A 26,408-nucleotide genomic window follows, 5' to 3' on the forward strand; every position below is an offset into this window, starting at 1 on the left:
CGGTGCGCGATCCGCGCACCGGGCCACCGGTCTTTCGCAGGCGTCCTAGCAGCCCAGCAGACGGCTGCCGAGGTAGGCCTGGATCTGGTCCAGGGAGACGCGCTCCTGCTTCATCGTGTCGCGCTCGCGCACGGTCACCGCGTTGTCTTCCAGGGTGTCGAAGTCGACGGTGACGCAGAACGGCGTACCGATCTCGTCCTGGCGGCGGTAGCGGCGGCCGATGGCGCCCGCGTCGTCGAACTCGATGTTCCAGTTCTTGCGCAGGTCGGCGGCCAGGCCCTTGGCCTTCGGCGACAGCTGCGCGTTGCGGGACAGCGGCAGGACGGCGACCTTGACCGGGGCCAGGCGCGGGTCGAAGCGCATCACGGTGCGCTTCTCCATGGCGCCCTTGGCGTTCGGGGCCTCGTCCTCGACGTACGCGTCGATCATGAAGGCGAACATGGCGCGGTTGACACCGGCCGCCGGCTCGATGACGTACGGGGTGTACTTCTCCTTCGACTCCTGGTCGAAGTAGACGAGGTCCTGGCCGGAGGCGGCGGAGTGGGCCTTGAGGTCGTAGTCCGTACGGTTGGCGACGCCCTCGAGCTCGGAGAACTCACTGCCACCGAAGTTGAAGCGGTACTCGATGTCGGCGGTGCGCTTCGAGTAGTGGGACAGCTTCTCCTTCGGGTGCTCGTACCAGCGCATGTTCTCCTCGCGCATGCCCAGGCCGCGGTACCAGTTCCACCGCTCCTGCATCCAGTACTCCTGCCACTGCTCGTCCTCGCCCGGCTTGACGAAGAACTCCATCTCCATCTGCTCGAACTCGCGCGTGCGGAAGATGAAGTTGCCCGGAGTGATCTCGTTGCGGAAGGACTTGCCCATCTGCGCGATGCCGAACGGCGGCTTCTTGCGCGAAGAGGTCTGCACGAGGGCGAAGTTGGTGAAGATGCCCTGGGCGGTCTCGGGGCGCAGGTACGCCTTGGAGCCGGTGTCCTGGGTCGGGCCGAGGTGGGTCTCCAGCATGCCGGAGAACTGCTTCGGCTCGGTGAACTGGCCCTTCACACCGCAGTGGGGGCAGTTGATGTCGGCCAGGCCGTTCTCGGGGAGGCGGCCGTGCTTGGCCTCGTAGGCCTCTTCCAGGTGGTCCGCGCGGTGACGCTTGTGACAGGCGGTGCACTCGGTCAGCGGGTCCGAGAAGGTCGCGACGTGACCGGAGGCCACCCAGACCTCGGGGGCCAGGATCACGGAGGAGTCGATGCCGACGATGTCCTCACGCCCGGTGACCATGGCCTTCCACCACTGGCGCTTGATGTTCTCCTTGAGCTCGACACCCAGCGGACCGTAGTCCCAGGCAGCCCTGGAGCCGCCGTAGATCTCACTGCACGGGTAAACGAAGCCACGGCGCTTGCTCAGGCTGACGATGGTTTCGATCTTGTCGGCGGCCACGGTGCTCTCTTCATTACGAGGACGAACGGCGAAGGCTTTAGGTTACCGGCGCCCGCACCCTCCACTTCAAGTCGGTACCCCCCTTCCAGCATGCTCCTCCGGGCCCTTCACCTGGCTTTTTGACAACGGTTTCCATCTTTGATGAAAATGGATGTCATGAACGTACGACGCCTCATACCCACCGCCGCGCTCGCCGGTGCCGTCGCCCTCGCCGGCGCGGCCCTCACCGCCTGCTCCGGGGCCAGTGCCGCGGGCACGGACAAGGACGGCAAGCTCGGCGTGACGGCGTCGTTCTACCCCCTGCAGTTCCTCGCCGAGCAGATAGGCGGGGACCACGTGAAGGTCTCCACCCTGACCAAGCCGGGCGTCGAACCGCACGACCTGGAGATCACACCCAAGCAGACGGCGCAGCTCGCCGACTCGGACGTGGTCCTCTACCTCAAGGGCCTCCAGCCCGCCGTGGACAAGGCGGTCGCCCAGTCCGGCGTGAAGAACACCGTCGACGCGGCCACGCTCACCAAGCTGGAGACCCACTCCGCCTCCGGCCACGAGGACCACGACCACGCCGTCGAGGGCGAGCCCGAGGGCGCCCACCACGACCACGGCGAGTCCGGAGAGGACCCCCACGTCTGGCTCGACCCGGTCAAGTACGCCGAGATCGCCAAGGGCTTCGGCGCCTCCCTGGAGAAGACCGACCCCGGCCACGCGGCGGACTACCGCAAGAACACCGACGCACTGCTGGCCAAACTGGCCGCGCTGGACACCGAGTTCAAGGACGGCCTGAAGAACCCGGCCTCCAGGACCTTCATCACCACCCATTCCGCTTTCGGCTACCTCGCCGAGCGCTACGGCCTCGACCAGGAGGGCATCTCCGGCGTCGACCCCGAGTCCGAGCCCAGCCCGGCCCGGATGAAGGAACTCCAGGCCGTGGCGAAGAAGGACAATGTCACGACCGTGTTCTTCGAGACCCTGGCCAGCGACAAGACCGCCAAGAGCCTCGCCCGGGACACGGGCCTGACGACGGACGTGCTCGACCCCCTGGAGGGCATCACGGCCGCGTCGCAGGGCGCCGACTACTTCGAGGTCATGCGGTCCAACCTGAAGAACCTCCAGAAGGCACTCGGAAGCAAGTGATGACAGCAGCAGCAACGGAGGCGCGAGCCATGCAGTCCACGTCGCGGGAACCCGAGGACCAGCCCGTCATATCCCTGCGCGGGGCCACCGCCTCGCTCGGCTCGCGCCCCGTGCTGCGCGGGATCGACCTGACCGTGCGCCGCGGCGAGGTCGTCGCGCTGCTCGGCGCCAACGGCTCCGGCAAGTCCACCGCCGTACGCGCCGTCGTCGGCCAGGTGCCGCTCACCGCCGGCACCCTGTCCCTCTTCGGCACCGAGTTCCGGCGCTTCCGCCAGTGGTCGCGCATCGGGTACGTCCCCCAGCGCACCACCGCCGCCAGCGGCGTCCCGGCCACCGTCCGCGAGGTCGTCTCCGCCGGCCGGCTCGCCCGCTCCCGCTTCGGGATCCTGCGCAAGGCCGACAAGGCGGCCGTCGAGGGCGCCCTGGCGCTGGTCGACATGGAGGAGTACGCCGACGCCTCGGTCAACGCCCTCTCCGGCGGACAGCACCAGCGCGTGCTCATCGCCAGGGCGCTGGCCGTCGAGCCCGAGCTGCTGATCATGGACGAACCGATGGCGGGCGTGGACCTCGGCAACCAGGGAGTCCTCGCGAACGCCGTACGGCAGCAGGTGGCGGCCGGCACGACCGTCCTGCTCGTCCTGCACGAGCTGGGCCCGCTGGAGCCGCTGATCGACCGGGCCGTGGTCCTGCGCGACGGCTGCGTCACCCACGACGGCCCGCCGCCGGAGGCCGTGGGCCAGCACGCCCTGCCCGGCCACGACCACGTACACCCCCACGCGGCGCACGACGCCGAGCCCCTGCGGACGGGACTGCTGAGCTGATGGACCTCCTGAACTACGCCTTCATGCAGCGGGCGCTGATCGCCGCCGCTCTGGTCGGCATCACCGCGCCCGCGATCGGCACCTATCTCGTCCAGCGCCGCCAGGCGGTCATGGGCGACGGCCTGGGCCACGTCGCGATGACCGGCGTCGCGCTCGGCTTCGTCCTCCAGGCCAGCCCGGTGTGGACGGCCACCCTCGTGGCGGTCGCCGGCGCCGTCGGCATGGAGCTGATCCGCTCCCGCGGCAAGACCAGCGGGGACGTCGCCCTGTCGATGCTGTTCTACGGCGGCCTCGCCGGCGGCGTGATGATCATCAACGTCGGCGGCGGCTCCACGACCAACCTGCTCAGCGCCATGTTCGGCTCGATCACCACGGTCGCCCCGGAGGACGTCACCGCGATGGCGATCCTCGCGGCGTTCGTGCTCGCCGTCACCATCGGCATGCGCCGCCAGCTGTTCGCCGTCTGCCAGGACGAGGAGTTCGCCCGGGTCACCGGCCTGCCGGTGCGCGCGCTGAACCTGCTGATCGCCGTCACCGCCGCCGTCACCGTCACGGTCGCCATGCGCATAGTCGGCCTGCTGCTGGTCAGCGCCATGATGGTGATTCCCGTCGCGGCCGCCCAGCGGCTCACCCGCGGTTTCGCCGCCACGCTCGGCCTGGCCGTGGCCATCAGCCTCACCGTCTCGCTGACCGGTACGGCCGCCACGTACTACATCGACGCGCCGTCGGGCGCCACGATCGTGCTGCTCGCGATCGGCGTCTTCATGGCGATGACGGCCCTGTCCGCTCCGCTGGCCAGGCGCCGTGCGAAGGCCGCCAGGGCCGCCGAGGAGGTCTGCACCCGGGACGACGTGAAGGTCTAGGAGGACCGGCCGCCTGGCACAATGAGGCGAGGCCGAAACGAGGAGGAACCGGTGGCGACTGCGCCTGGCGAGACGAATACCGCGCCAGTACGAGGACGATCCACCCGGCAGCGGGCCGCCGTGGCGGCGGCGCTGGACGAGGTGGACGAGTTCCGCAGTGCCCAGGAGCTGCACGACATGCTCAAGCACCGCGGCGATTCCGTGGGCCTGACCACCGTGTACCGCACCCTCCAGTCCCTGGCGGACGCCGGCGAGGTGGACGTGCTGCGCACCAGCGACGGTGAGTCCGTCTACCGCCGCTGCTCCACGGGCGATCACCACCACCACCTGGTCTGCCGCAAGTGCGGCAAGGCCGTCGAGGTGGAGGGGCCGGCGGTGGAGAAGTGGGCGGAGTCCATCGCGGCCGAGCACGGCTTCGTGAACGTGGCCCACACCGTCGAGATCTTCGGCACCTGCGCGGACTGCGCGGCCGCCGGCTAGTCCGAAAGGGTCGGATTCCGGTCGAACACCGGTCGGGATCCGGTCGATGTCACACGCCTGCGCCGCCGGCCCCTCGGGGGCCGGCGGCGCAGGCGCGTCCGGGGTCAGCTCTCGGAGCCCTCGGGCTGGTTCGGGACCGCGCCGCCGAAGCGGCGGTCGCGCTTGGCGTACTCCAGGCAGGCGTCCCACAGGTGGATCCGGTCGAAGTCCGGCCACAGGACGTCCTGGAAGACCATCTCCGCGTAGGCGCTCTGCCAGATCAGGTAGTTGGACGTGCGCTGCTCGCCGCTGGGGCGCAGGAACAGGTCCACGTCCGGCATGTCCGGGTAGTAGAGGTACTTGGCGAGGGTCTTCTCGGTGACCTTCGACGGGTCGAGCCGGCCCGCCTTCACGTCCTCGGCGAGGGCCTGCGCGGCGTCGGCGATCTCGGCGCGGCCGCCGTAGTTCATGCAGAAGTACAGGGTCAGCTTGTCGTTGCCCTTGGTCTGCTCCTGGGCGACCTGGAGCTCCTTGGCCACGGACTTCCACAGCTTGGGCATGCGGCCCACCCAGCGCACCCGGATGCCGAGCGCGTCGAGCTGGTCGCGGGTCTTGCGGATGAAGTCGCGGTTGAAGTTCATCAGGAAGCGCACCTCGTCGGGCGAGCGCTTCCAGTTCTCGGTGGAGAAGGCGTACAGCGAGATGTTCTTGACGCCCATCTCGATCGCGCCCTGGAGGACGTCGAGGACGCGCTCGGCGCCGACCTTGTGGCCCTCGGTGCGCGGCAGGCCCCGCTCCTTGGCCCAGCGGCCGTTGCCGTCCATCACGATCGCGACGTGCTCCGGGACCAGCTCGCCCGGGATCTTCGGCGGGCGGGCGCCGGTCGGGTGCGGTTCGGGGGTCGCGTACTCACGGCGGGAGAGTCCCAGGAATCCGCGTACTGCCATGGCGCTTCGGTCTCCGATCTCGGTTACTTCTCTACGTAACGCAGGGAACGCAGCCCGCGTTCCAGATGCCAGTGCAGATAGGCGGAGACGAGTCCGCTCCCCTCGCGCACGTGCCGCGGCTGGGCCGCGTCGGCCGTCGGCCAGTCCCCCGTCAGCAGGGCGCTGAGCAGGCCGATGGCCTCAGCAGATGGTACGACGCTTCCGGGGACCCGGCAGTCGCCGCATATGACCCCGCCCGCGGCGACGGAGAAGTGCCGGTTGGGGCCGTGGATGCCGCATTTCGCGCAGTCCTCGAAGCTGGGCGCGTAGCCGTTGACGGCCAGGGAGCGCAGCAGGAAGGCGTCGAGGATCAGGTGCGGTTCGTGCTCGCCGCGGGAGAGCGTGCGCAGGGCGCCGACCAGCAGCAGGTACTGCTGCACGGCGGGCTCGCCCTCGTTCTCGGTGAAGCGTTCGGCCGTCTCCAGCATCGCGGTGCCTGCGGTGTAGCGGGCGTAGTCGGTGACGATGCCGTTGCCGTAGGGGGCGATGATCTCGGTCTGGGTGCACAGCGGCAGGCTGCGGCCGACCAGCTCGCTGCCCCGGGCGAAGAACTGCACGTCGGCGTGGGAGAAAGGTTCCAGCCGGGCGCCGAACTTGGACTTCGTGCGCCGTACCCCGCGGGCGACGGCCCGGACGCGGCCGTGGCCGCGGGTGAGCAGCGTGATGATGCGGTCCGCCTCGCCCAGCTTCTGGGTGCGCAGCACGATGCCGTCGTCGCGGAACAGACTCATGCGCCCATTGTCCCCTGTGCGCGGACGGCGCCGGCCCCCGTCCGGGAACGGTGTCCGGACGGGGGCGGCACCCCTTGGGAGGGTCTGCGGGGAGACGGTCAGGCGGCGGGGGCTCCCGCCTGGTCGGTCTCCTCTTCCTTCACGGAGCCGTCCTCGGCGACGTCGGCCTTGGCGACGGCCTTCACGGGTTCGGGCTTCACGGGTTCGGGCTTGGCTGCGTCGTCCTGAGCAGCGTCGCCCTGAGCAGCGCCGTCCGGAGCGGCCTCCTCCAGAGCGGCCTCCTCCTGGTCGGCCTCGGGCTTCGCGGCCTCGGGCTTCGCGGCGTCCGTCTTCGCGGAGCCGGCCTTCTCGGCCGACGCCGGGGCGGCGGCCGGCTGGGCGGGGACCGCCGCGTGGCCGGTCAGGGTCTGCGACAGCGCTTCGGCCAGGGCCTCGACCTCCGGGGCGGCGTTCCGCGCGCCGTCCTCGGCCAGGCCGTTGAAGACCAGGTTGAGGACGATGGCGGCGGTGGCACCGAGGGTCACACCGCTGTTGAGGAGCGAGGACAGGTCCGCGCTCATGTGCTTCTCGAAGTACGCCGGGACCGTGGCCGGGAAGAGCGCGAAGGCCACCGAGACGCCGACGATCAGGGCGTTCTTCTCCTCCTTGAGGTCCACCTTGGCCAGGGTCTGGATACCGGCGAGGGCGACCATGCCGAACATCACGGTGGCGGCACCGCCGAGGACGCCCGGGGGGACGGACGCGACGATCGCGGCGGCCTTGGGGATCAGACCGAGGACGATCATGAAGACGCCGGCGGCCACGACCACGAAGCGGCTCTTGACCTTGGTCATCCGCACCAGGCCGACGTTCTCGGCGAAGGCGACGTACGGGAAGGAGTTGAGGATGCCGCCGAGGGCGGTGGCGGCGCCGTCGGCGCGCAGGGCGCGGGCGACGGTCTCGCTGTCGACCTCCTTGCCGACGATGTCGCCGACGGCGTACGTGTCACCGGTGGTCTCGACCATGGTGATCAGCATGACGATCAGCATGAGGAGGATCGGGAACCATTCGAACTTCGGGGCGCCGAAGTGGAAGGGGGTGGTGACGCCGATCCAGTCGGACCTGCCCACGTCGCCGAACTTGGCGTCGCCGAGCAGGAAGGCGACGGCCGTGCCGCCGACCAGGCCGAGCAGGATGCCGATGCTGCGCAGGAACGGCCCGCCGAACTTCATCAGGACGAGGATGAAGAGCATCGTGCCGCCGGCGTAGGCCAGCTGCGTCGGGACGCCGCCGTCGGCGATGGTGGGGGCGCCGCCGGCCGCGTCCTTGAGGCCGACGGGGATCAGGACGATGCCGAGGACCGTGATCACCGTGCCGGTGACGACCGGCGGGAACAGCCGCATGACCGCGCGGAAGGCCTTGGCGGGCAGCCAGGCGAAGGCGAAGGTCGCGATGCCGGCTGTGATGACGGCGCCGTAGATGACCAGGAGGGCGGCGGTTCCGCCGCCGGCGCCGAGGCCGATGGCGATCATCGGGGAGACCGCGGTGAAGGTCACGCCCTGGATCAGCGGGAGCCGGGCGCCGACGCGGCCGACGCCGAAGGCCTGGATGATCGAGGCGATGCCACAGGTGAAGAGGTCCGCGTTGATCAGGTAGACCAGCTGTTCAGGGCTCAGCTTCAGCGCACTGCCGACGATGATCGGAACGATCACCGCGCCGGCGTAGAAGGCGAGTACGTGCTGGAAGCCGTACAGCGCGAGCTTGGGGAGGGGGAGCACCTCGTCGACCGGGTGCGAGCTCTGCTCTCCGCTTGCGGAAAGCCGGGCGGCGACACGTGCCATCTCTGCCTTGCCCTTCAAGGAGGTAGGTAATTGAGAGGAAGCTGGTTATCCCCTGGCCGGAGTGGGTCGCTAACCCGTTGGTCCGCCGGGGTTGTCAGTCGGAACACGCAGATCTCGTCGTGTGACCGGAATTGAACGCCTGTGGGCGCGCTCACAGATATCGGAGACTCCGACAAAGTGTCGACGTTTCAGGGCGCCCTCTCTGGAGCTTCCTCCCATAGCGGGGGCCCGCAAACAGGAGTATGGGAATCCGCCCCCGGACCCTGCCGTTTCCCCCGCGCACCTGCGTAGTTCCCTTTCCCGACAAGGGATTTACGGGGTCACCTGCATGCCGACACGTGCATCAGGGGACCCCGCTCCGGCCGTCCGGAATACGGAATTCGTGTGCGGAATGGCGTGCTCCACCCTGAAACGGGCCACCGTAGAGCTCCGTTTCCCGCCAGTACGGCCGAATCGTTACTTCACGACCGCCCACATAGCGGGATTCCGGCCCGGAAAACGCGTCCGGGCCCGGCGGAAAACCTCCGCCGGGCCCGGATCCGCGTACGGGAGGGGGCGTCAGGGCGCGCGCACCGCCGACAGCAGCCCGGCCACCTCGTCCGAACCCATCCGCAGCGCGGCGCCCACGGTGGCGAGCACCTCGCGCTCGGCCGGGATGTAGGGCCCGTCGGCGAGGGCGATCCGCGCACCCTGCAGCAGGATCGACTCGCGTCCGGGCCCGGCCAGGTGTGCCGCGAGCGGTTCCAGGGCCTCGTGGAGCTCGATCGACAGCGCCGCCCCGCAGCAGTCGGGCCCGTCGTACAGCCCCAGCCGGCCCTCGTCGGTGGCCAGCGCCTCCACGAGGGACTCCAGCTGCTCCCCGGTGCAGTCCGCGAAGCCGGCGCCCCGCACGGCCGACACGGCGGCCTCCAGCGCACTGCGCGAGGAGGTCCCGCCCGCGGCGAGCACGGCCAGCGTCACGGTGTGCACGGCATCGCGCAGCAGCGAGGAGAAGCGGGTGGTGGTGAGGTGGTCCAGCGCCTCGGTGCCGAAGCGCTCGCGGCAGGCCTGGCACTCGACGACGGGTCCGGCCTGTCCGCGCGGCAGCAGCGGCAGGCCGAGCACGGTGAAGCGGCGGCGCCCGGTGCGCCGGCGGTAGTTGCGGTCACCGCCGCAGCCGGGGCAGAAGAACTCCCCGTCGCCCACGGTGTTCCAGCTGGTACGGATGCCCCAGAGCGTCAGCTTCCGGCCGTCCCCACCCCGAACTGGCAGCACGTCGCACCTCCGTAACTCCCCGGGCAACGACGCCGGGTTGGCGTGATGTTAGCCACATCGGTGAGTGTGCGTCAGTCGTGCGGCAAGACAACATGGCCCGGGGGGCGCACTTGGCCGATCTGCGCCCCCCCGTCCGACGGCCCGCGGGCGGCCCCGGACGGCACGGCGGAGCCCCGCCCCGCCGGTGGCGGGACGGGGCTCCGTCAGGGGTGGTTCAGCGGCCCGCGCGGTTGACGGCGGAGATGACCGCCTTCAGGGAGGCACGGGTGGTGTTGGCGTCGATGCCGATGCCCCACAGGACCCGGCCGTCGATGGCGCACTCGATGTACGAGGCGGCCACGGCGGAGGCGCCCTCGCTCATCGTGTGCTCGGTGTAGTCCAGCAGGCGGGCGTCCACGCCGATGCCGGCCAGCGCGTCGAAGAAGGCCGAGATCGGACCGTTGCCGGTGCCGTTCAGGACCGTCTCCACCCCGTCGACGACCGCCTCGACGGTCAGCGTGTCCGTGCCGTCCTTGTCGGTGGCGGTCGAGCCGGAGCGCAGCTGGATGCGGCCCCACGGGTTCTCCGGGTTGGGCAGGTACTCGTCCGAGAAGACCTCCCAGATCGCCTTCGGCGTGACCTCGCCGCCCTCGGCGTCGGTCTTGGCCTGGATGATCCGCGAGAACTCGATCTGCATGCGGCGCGGCAGGTCCAGCTTGTGGTCGTTCTTCAGGACGTACGCGATGCCGCCCTTGCCGGACTGGGAGTTGACCCGGATGACCGCCTCGTAGGAGCGGCCGACGTCCTTCGGGTCGATCGGCAGGTACGGGACGGCCCACTCGATCTCGTCGACGGTCTTGCCCTGGGCGGCGGCGTCGGCCTCCATGGCGTCGAAGCCCTTCTTGATGGCGTCCTGGTGGGAGCCGGAGAAGGCGGTGTAGACCAGGTCGCCCGCGTAGGGGTGGCGCGGGTGGACCTCCATCTGGTTGCAGTACTCGCTCGTGCGGCGGATCTCGTCGATCTGCGAGAAGTCGATCTGCGGGTCGATGCCCTGGGAGAACAGGTTCATGCCCAGGGTGATCAGGTCGACGTTGCCGGTGCGCTCGCCCTGCCCGAACAGGCAGCCCTCGATGCGGTCGGCGCCGGCCATCAGGGCCAGCTCGGCGGCGGCGACGGCGGTGCCGCGGTCGTTGTGCGGGTGCACGGAGATGCAGATGTGCTCGCGGCGGGTCAGGTTGCGGGCCATCCACTCGAAGCGGTCCGCGTGGGTGGAGGGCGTCGAGCGCTCCACGGTGGCGGGCAGGTTCAGGATGATCTCGCGGCCCTCGCCCGGCTGCCAGACGTCGCAGACGGCCTCGCAGACCTCCAGGGCGAAGTCCAGCTCGGTGTCGGTGAAGATCTCGGGGCTGTACTGGTAGCCGAAGACGGTCTCGGGGCCCAGCAGCTTGTCGGCGTACTCCATGACCAGGCGGGTGCCGTCGACGGCGATCTGCTTGATCTGCTCCTTGGAGCCGCGGAAGACGACCCGGCGGAAGGTCGGAGCGGTCGCGTTGTACAGGTGCACGGTGGCGCGCTTGGCGCCGACCAGCGACTCGACGGTCCGCTCGATCAGGTCCTCGCGGGCCTGGGTCAGTACCGAGATGGTGACGTCGTCGGGGATGGCGCCCTCTTCGATGATGGAGCGCACGAAGGCGAAGTCGGTCTCGCCGGAGGAGGGGAAGCCGACCTCGATCTCCTTGTAGCCCATGCGCACCAGCAGGTCGAACATCTCGCGCTTGCGGGCGGGGGTCATCGGGTCGATCAGCGACTGGTTGCCGTCGCGCAGGTCGGTGGAGAGCCAGCGCGGGGCCTTGGTGATGCGGGCGTCCGGCCAGGTGCGGTCCGGGATGTCCACCTGCTCGTACACGCCGTACTTGTGGATCGGCATCCCGGAGGGCTTCTGGGTGTGGGTCGCGTTGGTGATGGGCGTGGGGCGACCGACAAAAGGCTGCTGGCTCATGGCGTTGGGCTCCTCGCGTGTCCGCGTGTAGTTCGCTGAACGGCCGACGGCGGTAGTGAAAACCGCAACACCAAACTCCGCGGGGAGGGGGCCGGCCTACGACTACAGACCCTCGCCGCGGCAGCTAAGGAGAAGCAGCCCGAAACGCATGATGGGCCGAGCCTAACCGAGCCGCGCCGTGTCGCGAGGACCTGTTTCAGTATGCAAGACCGGCGCGTCCGATTTATACCCTTTGTGACTCAGGACGCCTTTCATCCGGCAAGGTCCGGCGGATCCGTCAACACGGCGCGTCGACTTTGAGACAACCGAATGAATCATGCTCGCCAGTAGTGACAGCACCATCACCCACTGCCACATTTCCGGGATGGATGCCTTCCTTTCCCACGGACACGCCCCCCACCACTCCGTCTTCTGCACCGTGGTGCCGCCGCACCTGCTGGACAAGGCAGCCCGGTCCGCCGACGCCGCCCGGGCCGACGCCGCCCAGCGCACCCTGGAGACCGACGCCCTCCTGCGCACCCGGCGCCGGATCAGCACCGTCCGCGGGATCGCCCCGGCCGATGCGGACTCCTCCGCCCCCGAGGGACCGCGGCGCACGATCTACGACGCCCAGCACCAGACCCGGCTGCCCGGCAAGAAGGTCCGCGCGGAGGGGGCCGACGCCTCCAAGGACGCCACCGTCAACCGCGCCTACGCGGGGCTGGGCGCCACGTACGAACTCTTCCTCAAGGGCTACGGCCGCCGCTCGATCGACGGCTCCGGCCTGCCGCTGGACGCGAGCGTGCACTACGGCGAGGACTACAACAACGCCTTCTGGGACGGCCGGCAGATGGTCTTCGGCGACGGCGACGGCGACCTGTTCCTCGACTTCACGGTGTCGGTGGACGTCATCGGCCACGAGCTGACGCACGGGGTCACCCAGTACACGGCCAACCTCGACTACCACGGCCAGTCCGGCGCCCTCAACGAGTCGATGTCGGACGTCTTCGGCTCGCTGATCAAGCAGTACTCCCTCGGCCAGACCGCCGACCAGGCGGACTGGCTGATCGGCGCCGGGCTGCTCGGCCCCCACGTCACCGGGGTCGCGCTGCGCTCCATGAAGGCGCCGGGGACGGCGTACGACGACGACGAGCTCGGCAAGGACCCGCAGCCGGCCACGATGGACGGCTACGTGACCACCTCCCGCGACAACGGCGGCGTCCACATCAACTCCGGCATCCCCAACCACGCCTTCTACATCGTGGCGACCGAGCTGGGCGGCAAGGCCTGGGAGCGGGCCGGACAGATCTGGTACGACACCCTGACCGGCGGGCAGCTGGAGTCCCGGGCGGACTTCAAGGACTTCGCCCGGCTGTCGGTGGCCGCGGCCGTCGCCCGGTACGGGGAGGGCGGCGCCGAGCACCAGGCGCTCCAGAAGGCCTGGGCGGCCGTCGGCCTGGGGTAGGAATGCCGGTATGAAGATCGAAGTGGTGCGGACGGGCGGATTCGCGGGGATCGAGCGCCGGGCCGAGGTGGACACCTCGGGCCGGCCCGACGAGCAGGAGTGGCGGGACCTGGCCGAGCTGGCCCTGCACCCCCACCCCCGGGCCGCCGAGGGGCCCGGCGGGGTCCGGGACGGGTTCGCCTACCGCATCACGGTGGACGGGCGGACGGTGTCCTGCCACGACCCCCACCTCACGGACTCCCAGCGCGGCCTGATCACACGGGTGCTGAAGGAAGGCGCGTAGCGGCGGGCGCTCCTGCGGCCCGGGCGACAATGCGGGTGCCCGGGCCGGCCGCTCCTGCTTGGATGGCCGGATGACCACAAAGATCTTGGAATCCCTGGAGCAGTACTACGACACCGTTCCCCGCCGGGGCGGTGCCCGGGGTGAGGACTTCGGGCCGCTCACCCTGTTCGTACAGGAGGGGAACGGCTGGCAGTACTACGCGCGGCCCTCCCTCGGGGGCCCCGAGGCCACCGCCGCGGACGTACGGAAGGTGCTGGAGAGGCAGCGGGAACTGGAGGTGCCCGAGGCGTTCGAATGGGTGGCCGAAAACAGCCCCGGCCTGCGGGCCGCCGTGGAAGCGGCGGGGCTGCACGTCCACGCGCACCCGCTGATGGTGCTGGACGCCGGCGCCGAACCGCTCGCCCCGCATCCGGAGGTCCGCGCACTCGGCGCCGGGGACCCCCTGCTCGCGGCCGCCGTGACGGTGGCGGGGCTGGCCTTCCGCGAGCCGGGGACCGCCCCGGGCCAGGCCGGCCCGGCGGAACTGGCGGCGGCGCTGGCCGACCCGGCGGTCGAGGAGCGCCGGGCGCGCGTGTCGGGGATGCTCGCGGACGGACGCACGGGGATGGCGGCGGCGGTCCGCGACGGGGTGGTGCTCTGCTCGGGCCAGTACAACCCGGTCGGGGAGGTGGCCGAGATCGTCGGGGTCGGTACGCTGCCCGCGGCCCGGCGCCAGGGGCTCGCCCTCGGGGTGACGGCGGCGCTGGTCGCACAGGCCCTGGAGGGCGGGGTGACGACGGTGTTCCTGTCGGCCGGCGACGAGGACGTGGCCCGGATCTACGCCCGCGCCGGCTTCCGCCGCGTCGGCACGGCCCTCATCGCGGAGCCCCCGGCGGCATAGGCCGCCGGAGCCGCCTTTTTGCGGAAACCGCAAGAAGGTTTGCCGCGCTCGCGGGCGGGGGCGGAGCATCGGCGGTGTCCGTACAGGCGCTCACGCTCACCGAGGAGACCGCGTGCCCACCCCCTCCCCCACCCACCACGAGCACGATCACGGCCACCGCGTCGAGGCGGCCGGCCAGGAGTTCTGGGACTCCCGCTACCGCGAGGGCGAGCGGATCTGGAGCGGCCGGCCCAATTCGGTGCTGGTGCGCGAGGCCGCGGGCCTCGCCCCCGGCCGGGCCCTGGACCTCGGCTGCGGCGAGGGCGCCGACGCGGTCTGGCTGGCCGGACGGGGCTGGACGGTGACCGGCACCGACATCTCCCCCGTGGCCCTGGAGCGGGCGGCCGGACACGCCGCGGAGGCGGGCCTGGCGGAGCGGATCGCCTTCGAGCGCCACGACCTCGGGGAGTCCTTCCCCGACGGGGAGTTCGACCTGGTCGCGGCCTGCTTCCTGCACAGCCCCGGCGAGATGCCCCGCGAGCGGATCCTGCGCACGGCCGCCGCGGCCGTCGCCCCCGGCGGGGTCCTGCTGGTGGCCGGGCACGGCGGTCCGGCGCCGGGTGCCGAGAACCCGCACCCGGACCTGTACTTCCCCACCCCCGAGGAGGTGCTGGCCGGCCTGGAGCTGCCCGAGGGCGGCTGGGAGGTGCTGGTCTGCGCCGAGCACGAGCGGGTCGGCGCGGAGGCCGACCGGCCCGGACACGGCTACGACAACACCCTCAAGGTCCGCCGCCTGCCCTGACGGGGGCGGCGGCCGGGGTCAGAAACCGAGCTTGCGCAGCTGCTTGGGGTCCCGCTGCCAGTCCTTGGCGACCTTCACGTGCAGGTCGAGGAAGACCGGCGTGCCGAGCAGCGCCTCGATGTGCTTGCGCGACTTCATGCCGACCTCCTTCAGGCGGGAGCCCTTGGGGCCGATGATGATGCCCTTCTGGCTGGGCCGCTCGATGTAGACGTTGGCGTGGATGTCGAGCAGCGGCCGGTCCGCGGGGCGGTTCTCGCGCGGGATCATCTCCTCGACCACGACGGCGATGGAGTGGGGCAGCTCGTCGCGGACGCCCTCCAGCGCGGCCTCGCGGATCAGCTCCGCGACCATGACCATCTCGGGCTCGTCGGTGAGGTCGCCCTCCGGGTAGAGCGGGGGGCTCTCCGGCAGCATCGGGGCGATCAGGTCGGCCAGCAGCTGCACCTGGTTGTCGCCGACCGCCGACACGGGGACGATCTCGGCCCACTCGATGCCGAGCTCGGCGCCGAGCTGCTGGATCGCGATGAGCTGCTCGGCCAGCTGCTTGGACTCCACCAGGTCGGTCTTGGTGACGATGGCGATCTTGGGGGTCTTCTTGATCCCCGCGAGCTCCTTGGCGATGAACTTGTCGCCGGGGCCGAGCTTCTGGTCGGCGGGCAGGCAGAAGCCGATGACGTCGACCTCGGCCCAGGTGGTGCGCACGACGTCGTTGAGCCGCTCGCCCAGCAGGGTGCGCGGCTTGTGCAGGCCGGGGGTGTCCACGAGGACCAGCTGGGCGTCGGGGCGGTGCACGATGCCGCGGACGGTGTGGCGGGTGGTCTGGGGCCGGTTCGAGGTGATCGCGACCTTGGTGCCCACCAGCGCGTTGGTCAGGGTCGACTTGCCCGCGTTGGGGCGGCCGACGAAGCAGGCGAAGCCCGCGCGGTGCGGGGCGGTGGGCTCGGGGGAACGATCGCTCATACGGGCCATTCTCCCCGATGCCGCCCGGCCCGCCGACCAGACCGCCCCGCGGGGCTGTCCAAACGCCGGCGGGGCTATGAATAGCCCCGCCGGCGTTTGAGGCGAATCTTTGAGCCGCACCGGCGATCGAGGTGGGAACGGAGGAAGGGCGGGGCGGGGAGAAGCCCCGCGCAGCGGCCACGGGGCACGGGTCCGGCTAGGACAGGGTCAGGGTCAGGGCCGCCCGGTACGCGCCCGGCGGGGTGTACGCGGGCAGCCGCAGCGTGACCGTGGCGTCGATCGTGGACGTCCCACCCGCCCCCGAGGCCAGCACGGCTCCCTCCGGCCCGACCACCCCCGGGCCTCCCGCCGTACAGCCTCCCCCCGCGCAGGACGGGGCCCACGCCAGCACCGCCCCCGGGACGGGAGCCCCGTCGGCCCCCGTGAACCCCGTCAGCCTGCCCCGCAGCGTCCACCGCCCCGTCCCGGGACCCCGTGTGTCGACCACCGTCACCGTGCCGATCCGCCCGTCGGCCGCGCCTCCGCCCCCGTACCCGACCGCGCCCAGCGTGATCGCCGCCCCGGCCTGCGTCATCGTCAGCGAGCCCACGGCAGGGGCCGGCTCGACGACCGTGTACGGCTCGGGCCGCGTACCCCGCTCCGCCGACCAGGCGGCGCCCTCGTACGCGACGACCCCGGTCGTCCCCCGGTCCGCCACCACCAGTTCCGCCGCGAACGCTCCGGACCGGTCCGCGGTGGCCGCCGCGCGGTCGGCCGTGCCGGCGGCGCCCGCGCGGCCGGCGACCGTCACGGCGGCGCCCGGCGGGAACCCGGCCCCGGTGATCCGGACCCGGGCGCCCGGCTCCCCGTACGAGGTGCCGAGGGCCAGGCCCCGCAGGTTCATGACGGGCAGCGGGGCCGCGGTGATCCGCGACGCGACCGGCGCCGACGGCCCGGCCACGGCGCAGGCGACTCCCCCGACGCTGTAGCCGCCCGGGGTGAGGGTGATCTCACCGGCCTCGCCGACGACAAAGCTCCCCCGCATGACCACCCCGGCGGCCCCGGCCGCCGGGGTCACGGGTCCCGGGCCCCCGTCCGGGGCCGGGTCCGGGTCCGGGGAGGCGAGCGTCACCTCGCCGGTCTGGGCGCCGCCCAGCAGGATCCGTCCGGTGGGAACGGGGGCGCCGGCCCGGGGCGGGGGCACGGCCGGGGTCCGGTCCAGCCGGTAGGTCACCGTCACCGTGTCACCGACCCCAGGCGCCGGGTCGTCCACCTCGATCCGGGCCGCCGTCGGCCCCTCGGCGGCCGGCAGGCAGCGCGTGGGGAACTCCACCCGCCCCGGGGGCGTTTCACCGTCGGCCGCCGCCGGTGCCCCCAGCGCTCCCCCGGCCGTGGCCACGAGTACGGCCATGCCCAGGGCCGCCGCCCGGCCCCTGGCGCGCGCCCCTCTCCGCACCGCCCCGCCCCCTCCCGCCGCCCCGAACCGACCCGACAGAGGGCCATTCACGGGCGAGCCGCGGGAGAAGTCAATGCACGGGGCGCCCGGACCTGACGAGGCGTCAGCAGGAGTCAGGCCCCCGCCTCCGTCGCCCGGAAGGTCCGCCGGTAGGCCGTCGGGCTCACCCCCAGCGCCGCCTGGACGTGCTTGCGCAGCGACTGCGCCGTCCCGAAGCCCGCCTCCCGCGCCACCGCCTCCATCGACAGCTCCGTCCGCTCCAGCAACTGCCGCGCCCGCTCCACCCGCTGGCCCGTGATCCACTCCCCCGGGCTGACCCCCGACTCCTGGCGGAAACGGCGCGTGAAGGTCCGTACCGACATGGCCTCCTGCCGGGCCAGGTCGCTCAGCAGCAGCGGCTCGTGCAGCCGGTCCAGCACCCACGCCCGCGCGGCGGTGGTGCTGGACCGCTGCGGCTCGGGCACGGGCCGGTTGACGAACTGCGCCTGCCCGCCGTCCCGGTGGGGCGGCACGACGGTCCGCCGGGCCGCCTCGTTGGCCACGGCGGCCCCGTGGTCGCGGCGGACGATGTGCAGGCACAGGTCGACGCCCGCGGCGACCCCGGCGGAGGTCAGCACGTCCCCGTCGTCGGTGTAGAGGACGTCCGGATCGACCCGCACGGCCGGGAACATCCGCTGGAAGTGCTCGGCGGAAGCCCAGTGCGTCGTGGCCGGACGGCCGTCCAGGTACCCGGCGGCGGCCAGGACGTAGCCGCCCGTGCAGATGGAGACGAGCCGGGTGCCGGGCCGGATGTGCGCGAGGGCCGCCGCGAGCTCGCCGGTCAGCCGGCCCTCGGCGTAGACCGGCCCCAGCTCGAACGAGGCCGGCACCACCACGGTGTCGGCCGTGGCGAGCAGTTCGGGACCGTGCTCGACGTGGATGGCGAAGTCGGCGTCCGTGCGGACCGGCCCGGGGGCGAGCCCGCAGGTGAGGATCTCGTACAGGGGCCGCCCGCCGGGGCCCTTGGCGTAGCCGAAGATCCGGTGCGGGATGCCGAGTTCGAAGGGCAGGAGCCCGGCGAGGGCGAGGATGACGACACGGTGGGGCTGCGCGGCGGTGGCCATGGCCCGATCGTATCGAAGCGTGTCGGTCAGGCCACTGTCGTCGGCGTCCTCCTGGCCGGAAGCTGTCGGGGTGACGCAGACAGCACCCACCTCCAGCACCCAGGACACCGCGCCCGCGGCGCCCCGCGAGCCCGGCCGCATCCACCGGGCCTGGTACGCCGCGGCCGTCGCCTTCGTGACGATCATCGGCGCGGCCGCCTTCGCCTCCCTGCCCGGACTGCTCATCGAGCCGCTGCACCAGGAGTTCGACTGGTCGCGCGGGACCATCGGCTTCGCGGTCTCCGTGAACCTCGCCCTCTACGGGCTCACCGCCCCCTTCGCCGCCGCCCTGATGGACCGTTTCGGCATCCGGAAGGTCGTCGCGCTCGCCCTGACCGTCATCGCGGGCGGCTCGCTGGCCACCGTGTGGATGACCGCGTCCTGGCAGCTGGTGCTGTTCTGGGGCGTGCTCGTGGGCCTGGGCAGCGGTTCGATGGCGCTGGCCTTCGCCGCGACGGTGACCAACCGCTGGTTCACCGCCCGGCGCGGGCTCGTCACCGGCATCCTCACCGCCGCGGGCGCCTCCGGGCAGCTGATCTTCCTGCCGCTGCTGTCCTGGCTGGTGGAGCACCACGGCTGGCGGCCGGCCTCCGTCACCGTGGCGCTGGCGGCCCTGTCCGTCGTCCCCTTCGTGTGGCTGCTGCTGCGCGACCACCCGGCGGACGTGGGCCTCGCCCCGTACGGGGGCACCTACGCGCCCAAGCCCGCACCGGTCCAGGGCGCGGCGCGGCGGGCGGTGACCGTGCTCTTCCAGGCGGCCCGGACCGGGCCGTTCTGGCTGCTGGCGGGCACGTTCGCGATCTGCGGGGCCTCCACGAACGGGCTGGTGCGCACCCACTTCACCCCGGCCGCCCACGACCACGGCATGCCGGTGACGGCCGCCGCCGGGCTGCTCGCGGTGATCGGCGTGTTCGACGTGCTGGGCACCATCGCCTCCGGCTGGTTCACCGACCGGTTCGAGGCGCGCCGCCTGCTGGCGGTGTACTACGCCCTGCGCGGGGTGTCGCTGATGTTCCTGCCGGTGCTGCTGGCGCCGGCCGTGCACCCGCCGATGGTGCTGTTCATCGTCTTCTACGGGCTGGACTGGGTCGCGACCGTGCCTCCGACCATCGCCCTGTGCCGGGAGCACTACGGGCAGGACAGCGCCATCGTCTTCGGCTGGGTGCTGGCCTCGCACCAGGTGGGCGCGGCGCTGGTGGCCTTCCTCGGCGGGGTGGCGCGGGACGCGCTCGGCTCGTACGACCTGGTCTGGTACGCCTCGGGCGCGCTGTGCGCGGTGGCGGCCCTGCTGGCGATGGTGATCCGGCGCCGCCCGGAAGGGGCCGCCGCCGTCCCGGCCGCGGCCTGAGCCCCGGCCCCCCGGGGGACCGGGAGCGCGCCGCCCGGGCCGGGCGGCGCGCAGGGGGTTCAGGCCCCGGCGGGGGTGGTGGACTTCAGGGTGCCGTCCGGGCCGGCGAGCAGGACCGGGGTGGCCGGGCCGCCGAGGTCGCGGACCGCCGCGCGGTCGGCCTCGGCCGGGGCGTCGGCCGCGCTGACCACGGCAGCGGCCTCCAGGGAGCGGGCGCCGCTGGCCACCGCCATCGCGACGGCCGTCTGGAGCGCGCTGAGCTTGAGGGAGTCCAGCTCCACGGTCCCGGCGACGTAGGTGCGGCCGGTCTCGTCGCGGACCGCCGCCCCCTCGGGGACCCCGTTGCGCGCCCGGGCGCTGCGCGCCAGGGTGATGATCTTGCTGTCCTCGGGGTCGATCCCCGCGCCCACGCTGCTCTCGGTCATAGGCGAAAGCATAGGGAGCGCCCCGGCGGCGCCGTGCAACGGCCCCGCCGGGGCGGTTCCCCCTTCACGCCTCCCCCCGGGGCGCAGGACAAACCTAAACAGCGAATCAGCCGGACCCTGCGATCCGAAGGTCCCGAACCCGTATGACCTTCGACCCTAACCTTCGACCGGGGGGCGGCCGCGACTCACGGCCGGTCCAGCCGCAGCCGCTCGGCCCTCGGCAGGCCGGCCACGACCAGGTCGTACGAGTCCTCCACCAGCTCCCGCACCAGCGCGTCCGGCAGTTCCCCGACCGTCACGGTGTTCCAGTGCCGCTTGTTCATGTGCCAGCCGGGCACGATCGCGGCGTGCTGTTCACGCAGCCGTACCGCCGCCTCCGGTTCGCACTTGAGGTTGACCTTCAGCGGCTCGCCGTCCAGGGCCGACAGGGCGAACATCTTCCCCAGCACCTTGAACACCGAGGTCTCCGGGGTGAAGGGGAACTCCTCCACCGCCGCGTTGAAGCTCAGACAGAACGCGCGCAGCTCCGCCGGGGTCATGCCCCCTCCTCACCCTCGGCGCCCTCGGGAACCACCGGTTCCACGAGCACCGTGACGATCTTGTTCCGGCGGCCCGCCGGGGATTCGGCCGTCAGCCGCAGCGGACGCCCGTCCGGCAGGTCCACCACCGCCGAGGCACCGGCGATCGGCACCCGGCCCAGGGCCTTGGCCAGCAGTCCGCCGACCGTCTCCACGTCCTCGTCGTCGAAGGCCAGCGCCCCGAACAGCTCTCCGAGGTCGGTGATGTCCAGGCGCGCGGTGACCCGGTAGCGGTCGTCGCCGAGGTCCTCGACCGGCGGGAGCTCCCGGTCGTACTCGTCGGTGATCTCGCCGACGATCTCCTCCAGGATGTCCTCGATGGTGACGATGCCGGCCGTGCCTCCGTACTCGTCGATGACGACGGCCACGTGGTTGCGCACCGACTGCATCTCGCGCAGCAGGTCCCCGGCGTTCTTGGTGTCGGGCACGAAGACCGCCGGCCGCATCACCGTCGAGACCAGGTCGGTCTCGGCCTCCCGGTTGATGTGCGTACGGCGGACGAGGTCCTTGAGGTAGACCATGCCGACGATGTCGTCCTCGTTCTCCCCCGTGACCGGGATCCGGGAGAAACCGGAGCGCAGGGCGAGGGTGGTCGCCTGGCGGATGGTCTTGTAGCGCTCGATGCAGACGAGGTCGGTGCGCGGCACCATCACCTCGCGCACGAGCGTGTCGCCGAGTTCGAAGACCGAGTGCACCATCCGGCGCTCGTCGTCCTCGATCAGCGACTCCGCCTCCGCGAGGTCGACCATCGCGCGCAGCTCGGCCTCGGAGGCGAAGGGCCCCTTGCGGAAGCCCTTGCCCGGGGTGAGGGCGTTGCCGATGAGGATCAGCAGCTGCGGGATCGGCCCCATGATCCGGGCGAGCGGGACGAGGACGTACGCGGCCGCCGTCGCGGTGTTCAGCGGGTGCTGGCGGCCGATCGTGCGGGGGGAGACGCCCACCGCCACGAAGGAGACCAGCACCATCACCGCGATGGCCACCAGCAGCGCGGTCCAGTTCTCCCCGAACGCGTCGAGGCAGACGTACGTGACGAGCACGCCCGCCGCCATCTCGCAGGTCACGCGCACCAGCAGGGCCACGTTGACGTAGCGGGTGGGGTCGCCGGCGACCTGGGCCAGCTTGGCGCTGCCGCGCCGGCCCTCCCGTACGGCCTGGTCGGCGCGGAAGCTGGAGACGCGGGCGATCCCGGACTCGGCGCACGCCGCGAACCAGGCCACCACGGTCAGCAGGACCGCCCCGGTGATCAGCTGGTAGGCGCCGGTCACGAGACGGTCGGCGCCGGGGAGGGACCGGTGATCCCGCGCTCACCGCGCCAGCCGTCGACGATGGCCGCCTGGAGGCCGAACATCTCGGCCTTCTCGTCCGGCTCCTCGTGGTCGTACCCGAGCAGGTGCAGCACCCCGTGGACGGTCAGGAGCTGGAGCTCCTCGTCCATGGAGTGCTGCGTGGGGGCGTCCTGGCCCTGCTTCTTCGCCACCTCGGGGCACAGGACGATGTCCCCGAGGAGCCCCTGCGGGGGCTCCTCGTCGTCCTTCGACGGCGGACGCAGCTCGTCCATCGGGAAGGACATGACGTCGGTGGGTCCGGGCAGGTCCATCCACTGGATGTGGAGCTGCTCCATGGCGTCCTCGTCGACGACGATGACGGAGAGCTCGGAGAGCGGGTGGATCCGCATCCGGGTGAGCGCGTAGCGGGCAATGTCGAGGATCGCCTGCTCGTCGACTTCGGTTCCGGACTCGTTGTTGACGTCGATCGACATGGTGCGCTGGGTTCTACTTCCGCTGGTTGCCGTTCCGGGCCGGACCGGTCTCCCGGGCCGCCTGGCTGTCGTCGTACTTCTCGTACGCGTCGACGATACGGCCGATCAGCTTGTGCCGGACGACATCCTCGGAGGTGAGCCGCGAGAAGTGGATGTCGGGCACCCCCTCCAGGATCTCCTGGACCTGGCGCAGACCGCTCCTGGTGCCGTTCGGGAGGTCGACCTGGGTGACGTCACCGGTGATGACGATCTTCGTGTCGAACCCGAGGCGGGTCAGGAACATCTTCATCTGCTCGGGGCTGGTGTTCTGCGCCTCGTCGAGGACGACGAAGGCGTCGTTGAGCGTGCGACCGCGCATGTAGGCCAGGGGCGCCACCTCGATGGTGCCGGCGGCCATCAGGCGGGGGATGGAGTCGGGGTCCATCATGTCGTGCAGGGCGTCGTAGAGCGGGCGCAGGTAGGGGTCGATCTTGTCGAAGAGCGTGCCCGGCAGGAAGCCGAGCCGCTCCCCCGCCTCGACGGCGGGCCGGGTCAGGATGATCCGGCTGACCTGCTTGGACTGCAGGGCCTGCACGGCCTTGGCCATGGCGAGGTAGGTCTTGCCGGTACCGGCGGGGCCGATGCCGAAGACGATCGTGTTCTTGTCGATCGCGTCGACGTACCGCTTCTGGTTGAGGGTCTTGGGGCGGATGGTGCGGCCCCGGCTGGAGAGGATGTTCTGGGTGAGCACCTCCGCCGGGGTCTCCAGCGGGCGCCCCTCCGCGTCGCTGCCGTTCGCCTTGAGCATGGCGATCGAGCGTTCCACTGCGTCCTCCGTCATCGGCTGCCCGGTGCGGAGCACGAGCATCATCTCGTCGAACAGGCGCTGGACGAGGGCGACTTCCGCCGCCTCGCCGACCGCGCTGACCTGGTTGCCCCGAACGTGGATGTCGGCCCTCGGGAAGGCCTTCTCGATCACGCGCAGCAGCGCGTCGCCCGAGCCGAGGACGGTCACCATGGGGTGCGTCGCCGGAACGGTGAAATGGGCTCGCGCCTGACCCGGAACGGGGCTGTGGGCTGTCGGTGTCTGAGTCATGGGCCGGCACTGTGGCCTGCGCATACCTCCCGCTGAGGGGCCGCGCCGATCGACGGCCTCCGGAGTACCAAGGGTACGTCCACCCCGGACCGTTCCCGAGGGGTTTTCCGGCCCGGGGCCGGGCCCGCCTAGGCCGGGCTGCGGAAGCCGATGGTGGGGACGGCCCGGCGGCGGTAGCAGGGGACGGCGCCGGGCGGGACGAGGGCGTCGAGGAAGGCGTAGCGGCCCCGCAGCTCCTCGGGGGCGGTGCGCCACCAGTGGGCCACCTCGGACCAGCCCGGGGCGGAGAGGGAGCCGCCGAACTCCTGCACCGAGAGGGCGGCGGTCAGGCCGGCGAAGGCGAGCCGGTCCGCCAGCGGCCACCCCGCGAGGCTGCCGGTGACGAACCCGGCCACGTACACGTCCCCGGCGCCGGTCGGGTCCAGGGCGTCGACGGTGATCGCGGGGACCTCCGCCGTCTCGCCCGTGCGCGAGTCCACGGCGTACGAGCCCTCCGAGCCCATGGTCACCACGGCGACCGGAACCTTGTCCGCCAGCGCCCGGGCCGCGGCGCGGGGACAGTCGGTGCGGGTGTAGCGCATGGCCTCGCCGGCGTTGGGCAGGAAGGCCTCGCAGTGCTCCAGGTCGGTCAGGGAGCCGAGGTCCCACCGGCCGGTGTCGTCCCAGCCGACGTCGGCGAAGATCCGCGAGCCGCGGCGGGCCGCCTCGCCGATCCAGTCCTCGCGGCGGCCGGCGGCCAGCGAGGCCACGGCGGCACGGGTCCTCGGCGGACACCAGGGGAAGGGGCCGGGGCCGGCCGCGGGCGGGGCCTCGTGGCCGTGGGAGACCATCGTGCGCTCGCCCTCGTAGGCCATGGAGACGGTGACGGGGCTGTGCCAGCCGGGGACGGTGCGGGACATGGACAGGTCGATGCCCTCGCCCTGTTCCAGGGCGTCCCAGCAGTACTCGCCGTAGTGGTCGTCGCCGAAGGCCGCGGCGAGGGAGGTGCGCAGGCCCAGGCGGGCCAGGGCGGTGGCCATGTTGGCGACGCCGCCGGGGCTGGAGCCCATGCCGCGCGCCCAGGACTCCGTACCGCGGACGGGGGCGGAGTCGAGGCCGGTGAAGATGATGTCGAGGAAGACCGTGCCGGTCAGGAAGACGTCGCAGCCCGGCTCTCGGGGGTCGCGCAGCGGGCCGAGCGGGTCGAGGTCGTCGAGTGCTCCGGGGCGGCTGGTGCGGCTGTCCCGACTGGTCACGGTGTAACCCCCGTTGATGTGTCGTTTCTGCGTTCGGGTGAGGGGCCGCCGGGTTCGCCCGGACTCCCCTGGGCCGATCCCAGTGTGACGCACCTCACCTGAGCCCGGCTCTCCTTTCGCCGTCGTCCCACTGGTCCCGGACGGGCCAGGGGGTGCCTGATGGACACCCCCTAGCGCTTCGGCAGGGCGACCCGGGCCAGGTCGGCCGCGATGGTCAGCTCCCCCTCGAACCCGGCCTCCCGCGCCTCCCGTTCGAACTCCGAGGGATCGGAGTACCGCTGCGAGAAGTGCGTCAGCACCAGGTGCCGGACCCCGGCGTCCCGCGCCACGCCCGCCGCCTGCCCGGCCGTGAGGTGGCCGTGGTCCTCCGCCAGCGCCGCGTCCGCGCCGAGGAACGTCGACTCGATGACCAGCATGTCGCAGCCCTGCGCCAGTTCGCTCACCCCCGCGCACAGCCGGGTGTCCATGACGAAGGCGAACCGCTGCCCCGCCCGGTGCTCGCTGACCTCCTCCAGGGTGACCTCCCCCAGCCGCCCCTCGCGCTGGATCCGCCCGACGTCCGGGCCCTTGATCCCGTGCCGCGCGAGCAGCTCCGGCCGCATCCGGCGCCCGTCCGGCTCGGTCAGCCGGTAGCCGAAGGACTCCACCGGGTGCGACAGGCGCCGGGCCTCCAGGACGTACGAGGGGCCCTGCGCGAGCACCCCGTCCCGCGCCACCGGCTCCTCCCGCAGCCGTACCGTCTCCCGGTAGGCGGTCGCGTACCGCAGCCGGTCGAAGAACTTCTGCCCGGAGGCCGGGTAGTGCGCGGTCACGGGGTGCGGGACCTGGTCGAGGTTGATCCGCTGGATCACCCCGGCCAGGCCGAGGCTGTGGTCACCGTGGAAGTGGGTGACGCAGATCCGGTTGATGTCGTGGGCCGCGACCCCGGCCCGCAGCATCTGCCGCTGCGTGCCCTCGCCCGGGTCGAAGAGGATGCCCTCGCCGTCCCAGCGCAGCAGGTAGCCGTTGTGGTTGCGGTGCCGGGTGGGTACCTGGCTGGCGGTGCCGAGGACCACGAACTCGCGTACGGACACGAACCGCTACCCGGGGGGCCACTGGAGGCCGCGGCCTCCCAGGACGTGCAGGTGGGCGTGGAAGACGGTCTGGCCCGCACCGGCGCCGGTGTTGAACACGACCCGGTAGCCGTGGTCGGCGATCTTCTCCTCGGCGGCGATCTCCCCGGCCTCACGCAGTATGTCGGCGATCACGGTCGGCTCGGCGGCGGCGAGGGAGGCGGCGTCGGGGTAGTGCACCTTCGGGATGACGAGCACGTGGGTCGGCGCCTGCGGGTTGATGTCCCGGAAGGCCACGGTGGTTTCGGTCTCCCGGACCACCGTCGCGGGGATCTTCCCCTCGACGATCTTGCAGAACAGGCAGTCCGCCTGCGGTTCCCCGGCCATGGCCGTGCCTCCCGTGAAGTGGATCGGTCGGGGCATGCTACCGGCCCGGCCCCGGCCCCGCCCCGTCGGCCGAGCGGGCCTCCACCCCCCTCCGCCACCACCCCGAGCGGCCCGCGGCGCCGTGCGGGGCCGCGGCGGCGTCCGCCGGGC

The 26,408-nt window shown here is 71.9% G+C and carries 26 protein-coding genes; 9 read left to right on the top strand and 17 right to left on the bottom strand.

The features are described from left to right. Positions 1-45 precede the first annotated feature (45 nt). Positions 46-1,428, bottom strand: coding sequence for a glycine--tRNA ligase (locus tag B4U46_RS11995; protein WP_079426792.1), 1,383 nt, complete (start codon positions 1,426-1,428; stop codon positions 46-48). A gap of 156 nt (positions 1,429-1,584) precedes the next feature. Here B4U46_RS11995 and B4U46_RS12000 point away from each other — a divergent pair, with 156 nt between their 5' ends. Genes B4U46_RS12000 through B4U46_RS12015 form a run of 4 tightly spaced genes read left to right on the top strand, consistent with a single transcriptional unit; the run spans position 1,585 to position 4,726 of the window. Beyond that, positions 1,585-2,562: a metal ABC transporter substrate-binding protein gene (locus B4U46_RS12000; RefSeq protein WP_079426794.1), complete on the top strand. Its 978-nt coding sequence runs from the start codon at positions 1,585-1,587 to the stop codon at positions 2,560-2,562. Positions 2,563-2,591: 29 nt separating this feature from the next. Next, positions 2,592-3,383, top strand: coding sequence for a metal ABC transporter ATP-binding protein (locus B4U46_RS12005; RefSeq protein WP_079426796.1), 792 nt, complete (start codon positions 2,592-2,594; stop codon positions 3,381-3,383). Continuing rightward, positions 3,383-4,246, top strand: a complete 864-nt coding sequence (locus tag B4U46_RS12010; protein WP_079426798.1) for a metal ABC transporter permease — start codon at positions 3,383-3,385, stop codon at positions 4,244-4,246. Before B4U46_RS12005 ends, B4U46_RS12010 begins: the two co-directional genes overlap by 1 nt. Before the next feature lie 51 nt (positions 4,247-4,297). Continuing rightward, a complete protein-coding gene (locus B4U46_RS12015; RefSeq protein ID WP_079426799.1) occupies positions 4,298-4,726 on the top strand; it encodes a Fur family transcriptional regulator in 429 nt (142 codons plus the stop codon). A gap of 104 nt (positions 4,727-4,830) precedes the next feature. Here B4U46_RS12015 and B4U46_RS12020 read toward each other — a convergent pair whose 3' ends face one another. The 5 genes from B4U46_RS12020 to leuA form a co-directional block, all read right to left on the bottom strand. Continuing rightward, positions 4,831-5,652, bottom strand: coding sequence for an isoprenyl transferase (locus B4U46_RS12020; RefSeq protein WP_079426801.1), 822 nt, complete (start codon positions 5,650-5,652; stop codon positions 4,831-4,833). Between the two features lie 23 nt (positions 5,653-5,675). After that, a complete protein-coding gene (gene recO / locus B4U46_RS12025; protein WP_079426804.1) occupies positions 5,676-6,422 on the bottom strand; it encodes a DNA repair protein RecO in 747 nt (248 codons plus the stop codon). A gap of 98 nt (positions 6,423-6,520) precedes the next feature. After that, on the bottom strand, positions 6,521-8,260 hold the full coding sequence (locus tag B4U46_RS12030) for a nucleobase:cation symporter-2 family protein (protein WP_079426806.1): 1,740 nt from the start codon (positions 8,258-8,260) through the stop codon (positions 6,521-6,523). Between the two features lie 540 nt (positions 8,261-8,800). Next, positions 8,801-9,496, bottom strand: a complete 696-nt coding sequence (locus B4U46_RS12035) for a TerB family tellurite resistance protein (RefSeq protein ID WP_079426809.1) — start codon at positions 9,494-9,496, stop codon at positions 8,801-8,803. Positions 9,497-9,710: 214 nt separating this feature from the next. Then, a complete protein-coding gene (gene leuA, locus B4U46_RS12040; protein ID WP_079426812.1) occupies positions 9,711-11,474 on the bottom strand; it encodes a 2-isopropylmalate synthase in 1,764 nt (587 codons plus the stop codon). A gap of 364 nt (positions 11,475-11,838) precedes the next feature. Here leuA and B4U46_RS12045 point away from each other — a divergent pair, with 364 nt between their 5' ends. The 4 genes from B4U46_RS12045 to B4U46_RS12060 all read left to right on the top strand — a co-directional run bounded on the left by B4U46_RS12045 (position 11,839) and on the right by B4U46_RS12060 (position 14,862). Continuing rightward, positions 11,839-12,918: a M4 family metallopeptidase gene (locus tag B4U46_RS12045; RefSeq protein WP_079426814.1), complete on the top strand. Its 1,080-nt coding sequence runs from the start codon at positions 11,839-11,841 to the stop codon at positions 12,916-12,918. A 10-nt stretch (positions 12,919-12,928) separates the two neighbouring features. Then, positions 12,929-13,201: a protealysin inhibitor emfourin gene (locus tag B4U46_RS12050; RefSeq protein WP_079426816.1), complete on the top strand. Its 273-nt coding sequence runs from the start codon at positions 12,929-12,931 to the stop codon at positions 13,199-13,201. A gap of 70 nt (positions 13,202-13,271) precedes the next feature. Next, a complete protein-coding gene (locus tag B4U46_RS12055; RefSeq protein WP_079426818.1) occupies positions 13,272-14,081 on the top strand; it encodes a GNAT family N-acetyltransferase in 810 nt (269 codons plus the stop codon). A gap of 112 nt (positions 14,082-14,193) precedes the next feature. After that, positions 14,194-14,862, top strand: a complete 669-nt coding sequence (locus tag B4U46_RS12060) for an SAM-dependent methyltransferase (protein ID WP_079426820.1) — start codon at positions 14,194-14,196, stop codon at positions 14,860-14,862. An 18-nt stretch (positions 14,863-14,880) separates the two neighbouring features. On the opposite strand, the gene era is transcribed toward B4U46_RS12060, so the two are convergent. The 3 genes from era to B4U46_RS12075 all read right to left on the bottom strand — a co-directional run bounded on the left by era (position 14,881) and on the right by B4U46_RS12075 (position 18,360). Further along, positions 14,881-15,831 (bottom strand): GTPase Era, encoded by a 951-nt coding sequence (gene era / locus B4U46_RS12065; RefSeq protein WP_079426822.1) that lies wholly within the window; start codon positions 15,829-15,831, stop codon positions 14,881-14,883. Between the two features lie 187 nt (positions 15,832-16,018). Beyond that, positions 16,019-17,212 carry a hypothetical protein gene (locus B4U46_RS12070; protein ID WP_079426824.1) on the bottom strand — a complete coding sequence of 398 codons (1,194 nt, stop codon included), beginning with the start codon at positions 17,210-17,212 and terminating at the stop codon, positions 16,019-16,021. Positions 17,213-17,370: 158 nt separating this feature from the next. Further along, on the bottom strand, positions 17,371-18,360 hold the full coding sequence (locus B4U46_RS12075; RefSeq protein ID WP_079426826.1) for a GlxA family transcriptional regulator: 990 nt from the start codon (positions 18,358-18,360) through the stop codon (positions 17,371-17,373). A gap of 70 nt (positions 18,361-18,430) precedes the next feature. Here B4U46_RS12075 and B4U46_RS12080 point away from each other — a divergent pair, with 70 nt between their 5' ends. Then, positions 18,431-19,747 (top strand): MFS transporter, encoded by a 1,317-nt coding sequence (locus B4U46_RS12080; protein WP_079426828.1) that lies wholly within the window; start codon positions 18,431-18,433, stop codon positions 19,745-19,747. Positions 19,748-19,806: 59 nt separating this feature from the next. Here the strand turns inward: B4U46_RS12080 and B4U46_RS12085 are convergent, their stop codons facing one another. From B4U46_RS12085 to B4U46_RS12120, 8 genes are all read right to left on the bottom strand, one after another. Beyond that, positions 19,807-20,184 carry a cytidine deaminase gene (locus B4U46_RS12085; RefSeq protein WP_389610182.1) on the bottom strand — a complete coding sequence of 126 codons (378 nt, stop codon included), beginning with the start codon at positions 20,182-20,184 and terminating at the stop codon, positions 19,807-19,809. Between the two features lie 173 nt (positions 20,185-20,357). Next, positions 20,358-20,711, bottom strand: coding sequence for an MmcQ/YjbR family DNA-binding protein (locus B4U46_RS12090; protein ID WP_079426832.1), 354 nt, complete (start codon positions 20,709-20,711; stop codon positions 20,358-20,360). Beyond that, on the bottom strand, positions 20,708-22,015 hold the full coding sequence (locus B4U46_RS12095) for a hemolysin family protein (RefSeq protein WP_079426834.1): 1,308 nt from the start codon (positions 22,013-22,015) through the stop codon (positions 20,708-20,710). Before B4U46_RS12095 ends, B4U46_RS12090 begins: the two co-directional genes overlap by 4 nt. Next, complete coding sequence (ybeY, locus tag B4U46_RS12100; protein ID WP_079426836.1) at positions 22,012-22,509, bottom strand: rRNA maturation RNase YbeY; 498 nt, start codon at positions 22,507-22,509, stop codon at positions 22,012-22,014. The genes B4U46_RS12095 and ybeY overlap by 4 nt, the downstream gene beginning before the upstream one ends. A gap of 13 nt (positions 22,510-22,522) precedes the next feature. Continuing rightward, complete coding sequence (locus B4U46_RS12105) at positions 22,523-23,584, bottom strand: PhoH family protein (protein WP_079426839.1); 1,062 nt, start codon at positions 23,582-23,584, stop codon at positions 22,523-22,525. A gap of 128 nt (positions 23,585-23,712) precedes the next feature. After that, a complete protein-coding gene (locus tag B4U46_RS12110; RefSeq protein WP_079426841.1) occupies positions 23,713-24,819 on the bottom strand; it encodes a carbohydrate kinase family protein in 1,107 nt (368 codons plus the stop codon). Between the two features lie 170 nt (positions 24,820-24,989). Further along, a complete protein-coding gene (locus tag B4U46_RS12115) occupies positions 24,990-25,892 on the bottom strand; it encodes a ribonuclease Z (protein ID WP_079426843.1) in 903 nt (300 codons plus the stop codon). 6 nt (positions 25,893-25,898) lie between these two features. Beyond that, complete coding sequence (locus tag B4U46_RS12120) at positions 25,899-26,258, bottom strand: histidine triad nucleotide-binding protein (protein ID WP_079426845.1); 360 nt, start codon at positions 26,256-26,258, stop codon at positions 25,899-25,901. Positions 26,259-26,408 lie beyond the last annotated feature (150 nt).

Origin of the sequence: Streptomyces katrae, from assembly GCF_002028425.1 — a bacterium.
In the GTDB taxonomy this organism is placed as follows: Bacteria; Actinomycetota; Actinomycetes; order Streptomycetales; family Streptomycetaceae; genus Streptomyces; species Streptomyces katrae_A.

Bases quoted from the DNA above. Each gene is read 5' to 3' on its own strand.
- B4U46_RS12000 (WP_079426794.1), top strand. From the start codon at position 1,585: ATGAACGTACGACGCCTCATACCCACCGCCGCGCTCGCCGGTGCCGTC.
- B4U46_RS12105 (WP_079426839.1), bottom strand. From the start codon at position 23,584: ATGACTCAGACACCGACAGCCCACAGCCCCGTTCCGGGTCAGGCGCGA.
- B4U46_RS12045 (WP_079426814.1), top strand. From the start codon at position 11,839: ATGGATGCCTTCCTTTCCCACGGACACGCCCCCCACCACTCCGTCTTC.
- leuA (WP_079426812.1), bottom strand. From the start codon at position 11,474: ATGAGCCAGCAGCCTTTTGTCGGTCGCCCCACGCCCATCACCAACGCG.
- B4U46_RS12010 (WP_079426798.1), top strand. From the start codon at position 3,383: ATGGACCTCCTGAACTACGCCTTCATGCAGCGGGCGCTGATCGCCGCC.
- B4U46_RS12075 (WP_079426826.1), bottom strand. From the start codon at position 18,360: ATGGCCACCGCCGCGCAGCCCCACCGTGTCGTCATCCTCGCCCTCGCC.
- B4U46_RS12085 (WP_389610182.1), bottom strand. From the start codon at position 20,184: ATGCTTTCGCCTATGACCGAGAGCAGCGTGGGCGCGGGGATCGACCCC.
- B4U46_RS12090 (WP_079426832.1), bottom strand. From the start codon at position 20,711: ATGACCCCGGCGGAGCTGCGCGCGTTCTGTCTGAGCTTCAACGCGGCG.
- B4U46_RS12120 (WP_079426845.1), bottom strand. From the start codon at position 26,258: ATGGCCGGGGAACCGCAGGCGGACTGCCTGTTCTGCAAGATCGTCGAG.
- era (WP_079426822.1), bottom strand. From the start codon at position 15,831: ATGGCCCGTATGAGCGATCGTTCCCCCGAGCCCACCGCCCCGCACCGC.
- recO (WP_079426804.1), bottom strand. From the start codon at position 6,422: ATGAGTCTGTTCCGCGACGACGGCATCGTGCTGCGCACCCAGAAGCTG.
- B4U46_RS12050 (WP_079426816.1), top strand. From the start codon at position 12,929: ATGAAGATCGAAGTGGTGCGGACGGGCGGATTCGCGGGGATCGAGCGC.
- ybeY (WP_079426836.1), bottom strand. From the start codon at position 22,509: ATGTCGATCGACGTCAACAACGAGTCCGGAACCGAAGTCGACGAGCAG.
- B4U46_RS12005 (WP_079426796.1), top strand. From the start codon at position 2,592: ATGCAGTCCACGTCGCGGGAACCCGAGGACCAGCCCGTCATATCCCTG.
- B4U46_RS12070 (WP_079426824.1), bottom strand. From the start codon at position 17,212: ATGGCCGTACTCGTGGCCACGGCCGGGGGAGCGCTGGGGGCACCGGCG.
- B4U46_RS12055 (WP_079426818.1), top strand. From the start codon at position 13,272: ATGACCACAAAGATCTTGGAATCCCTGGAGCAGTACTACGACACCGTT.
- B4U46_RS12020 (WP_079426801.1), bottom strand. From the start codon at position 5,652: ATGGCAGTACGCGGATTCCTGGGACTCTCCCGCCGTGAGTACGCGACC.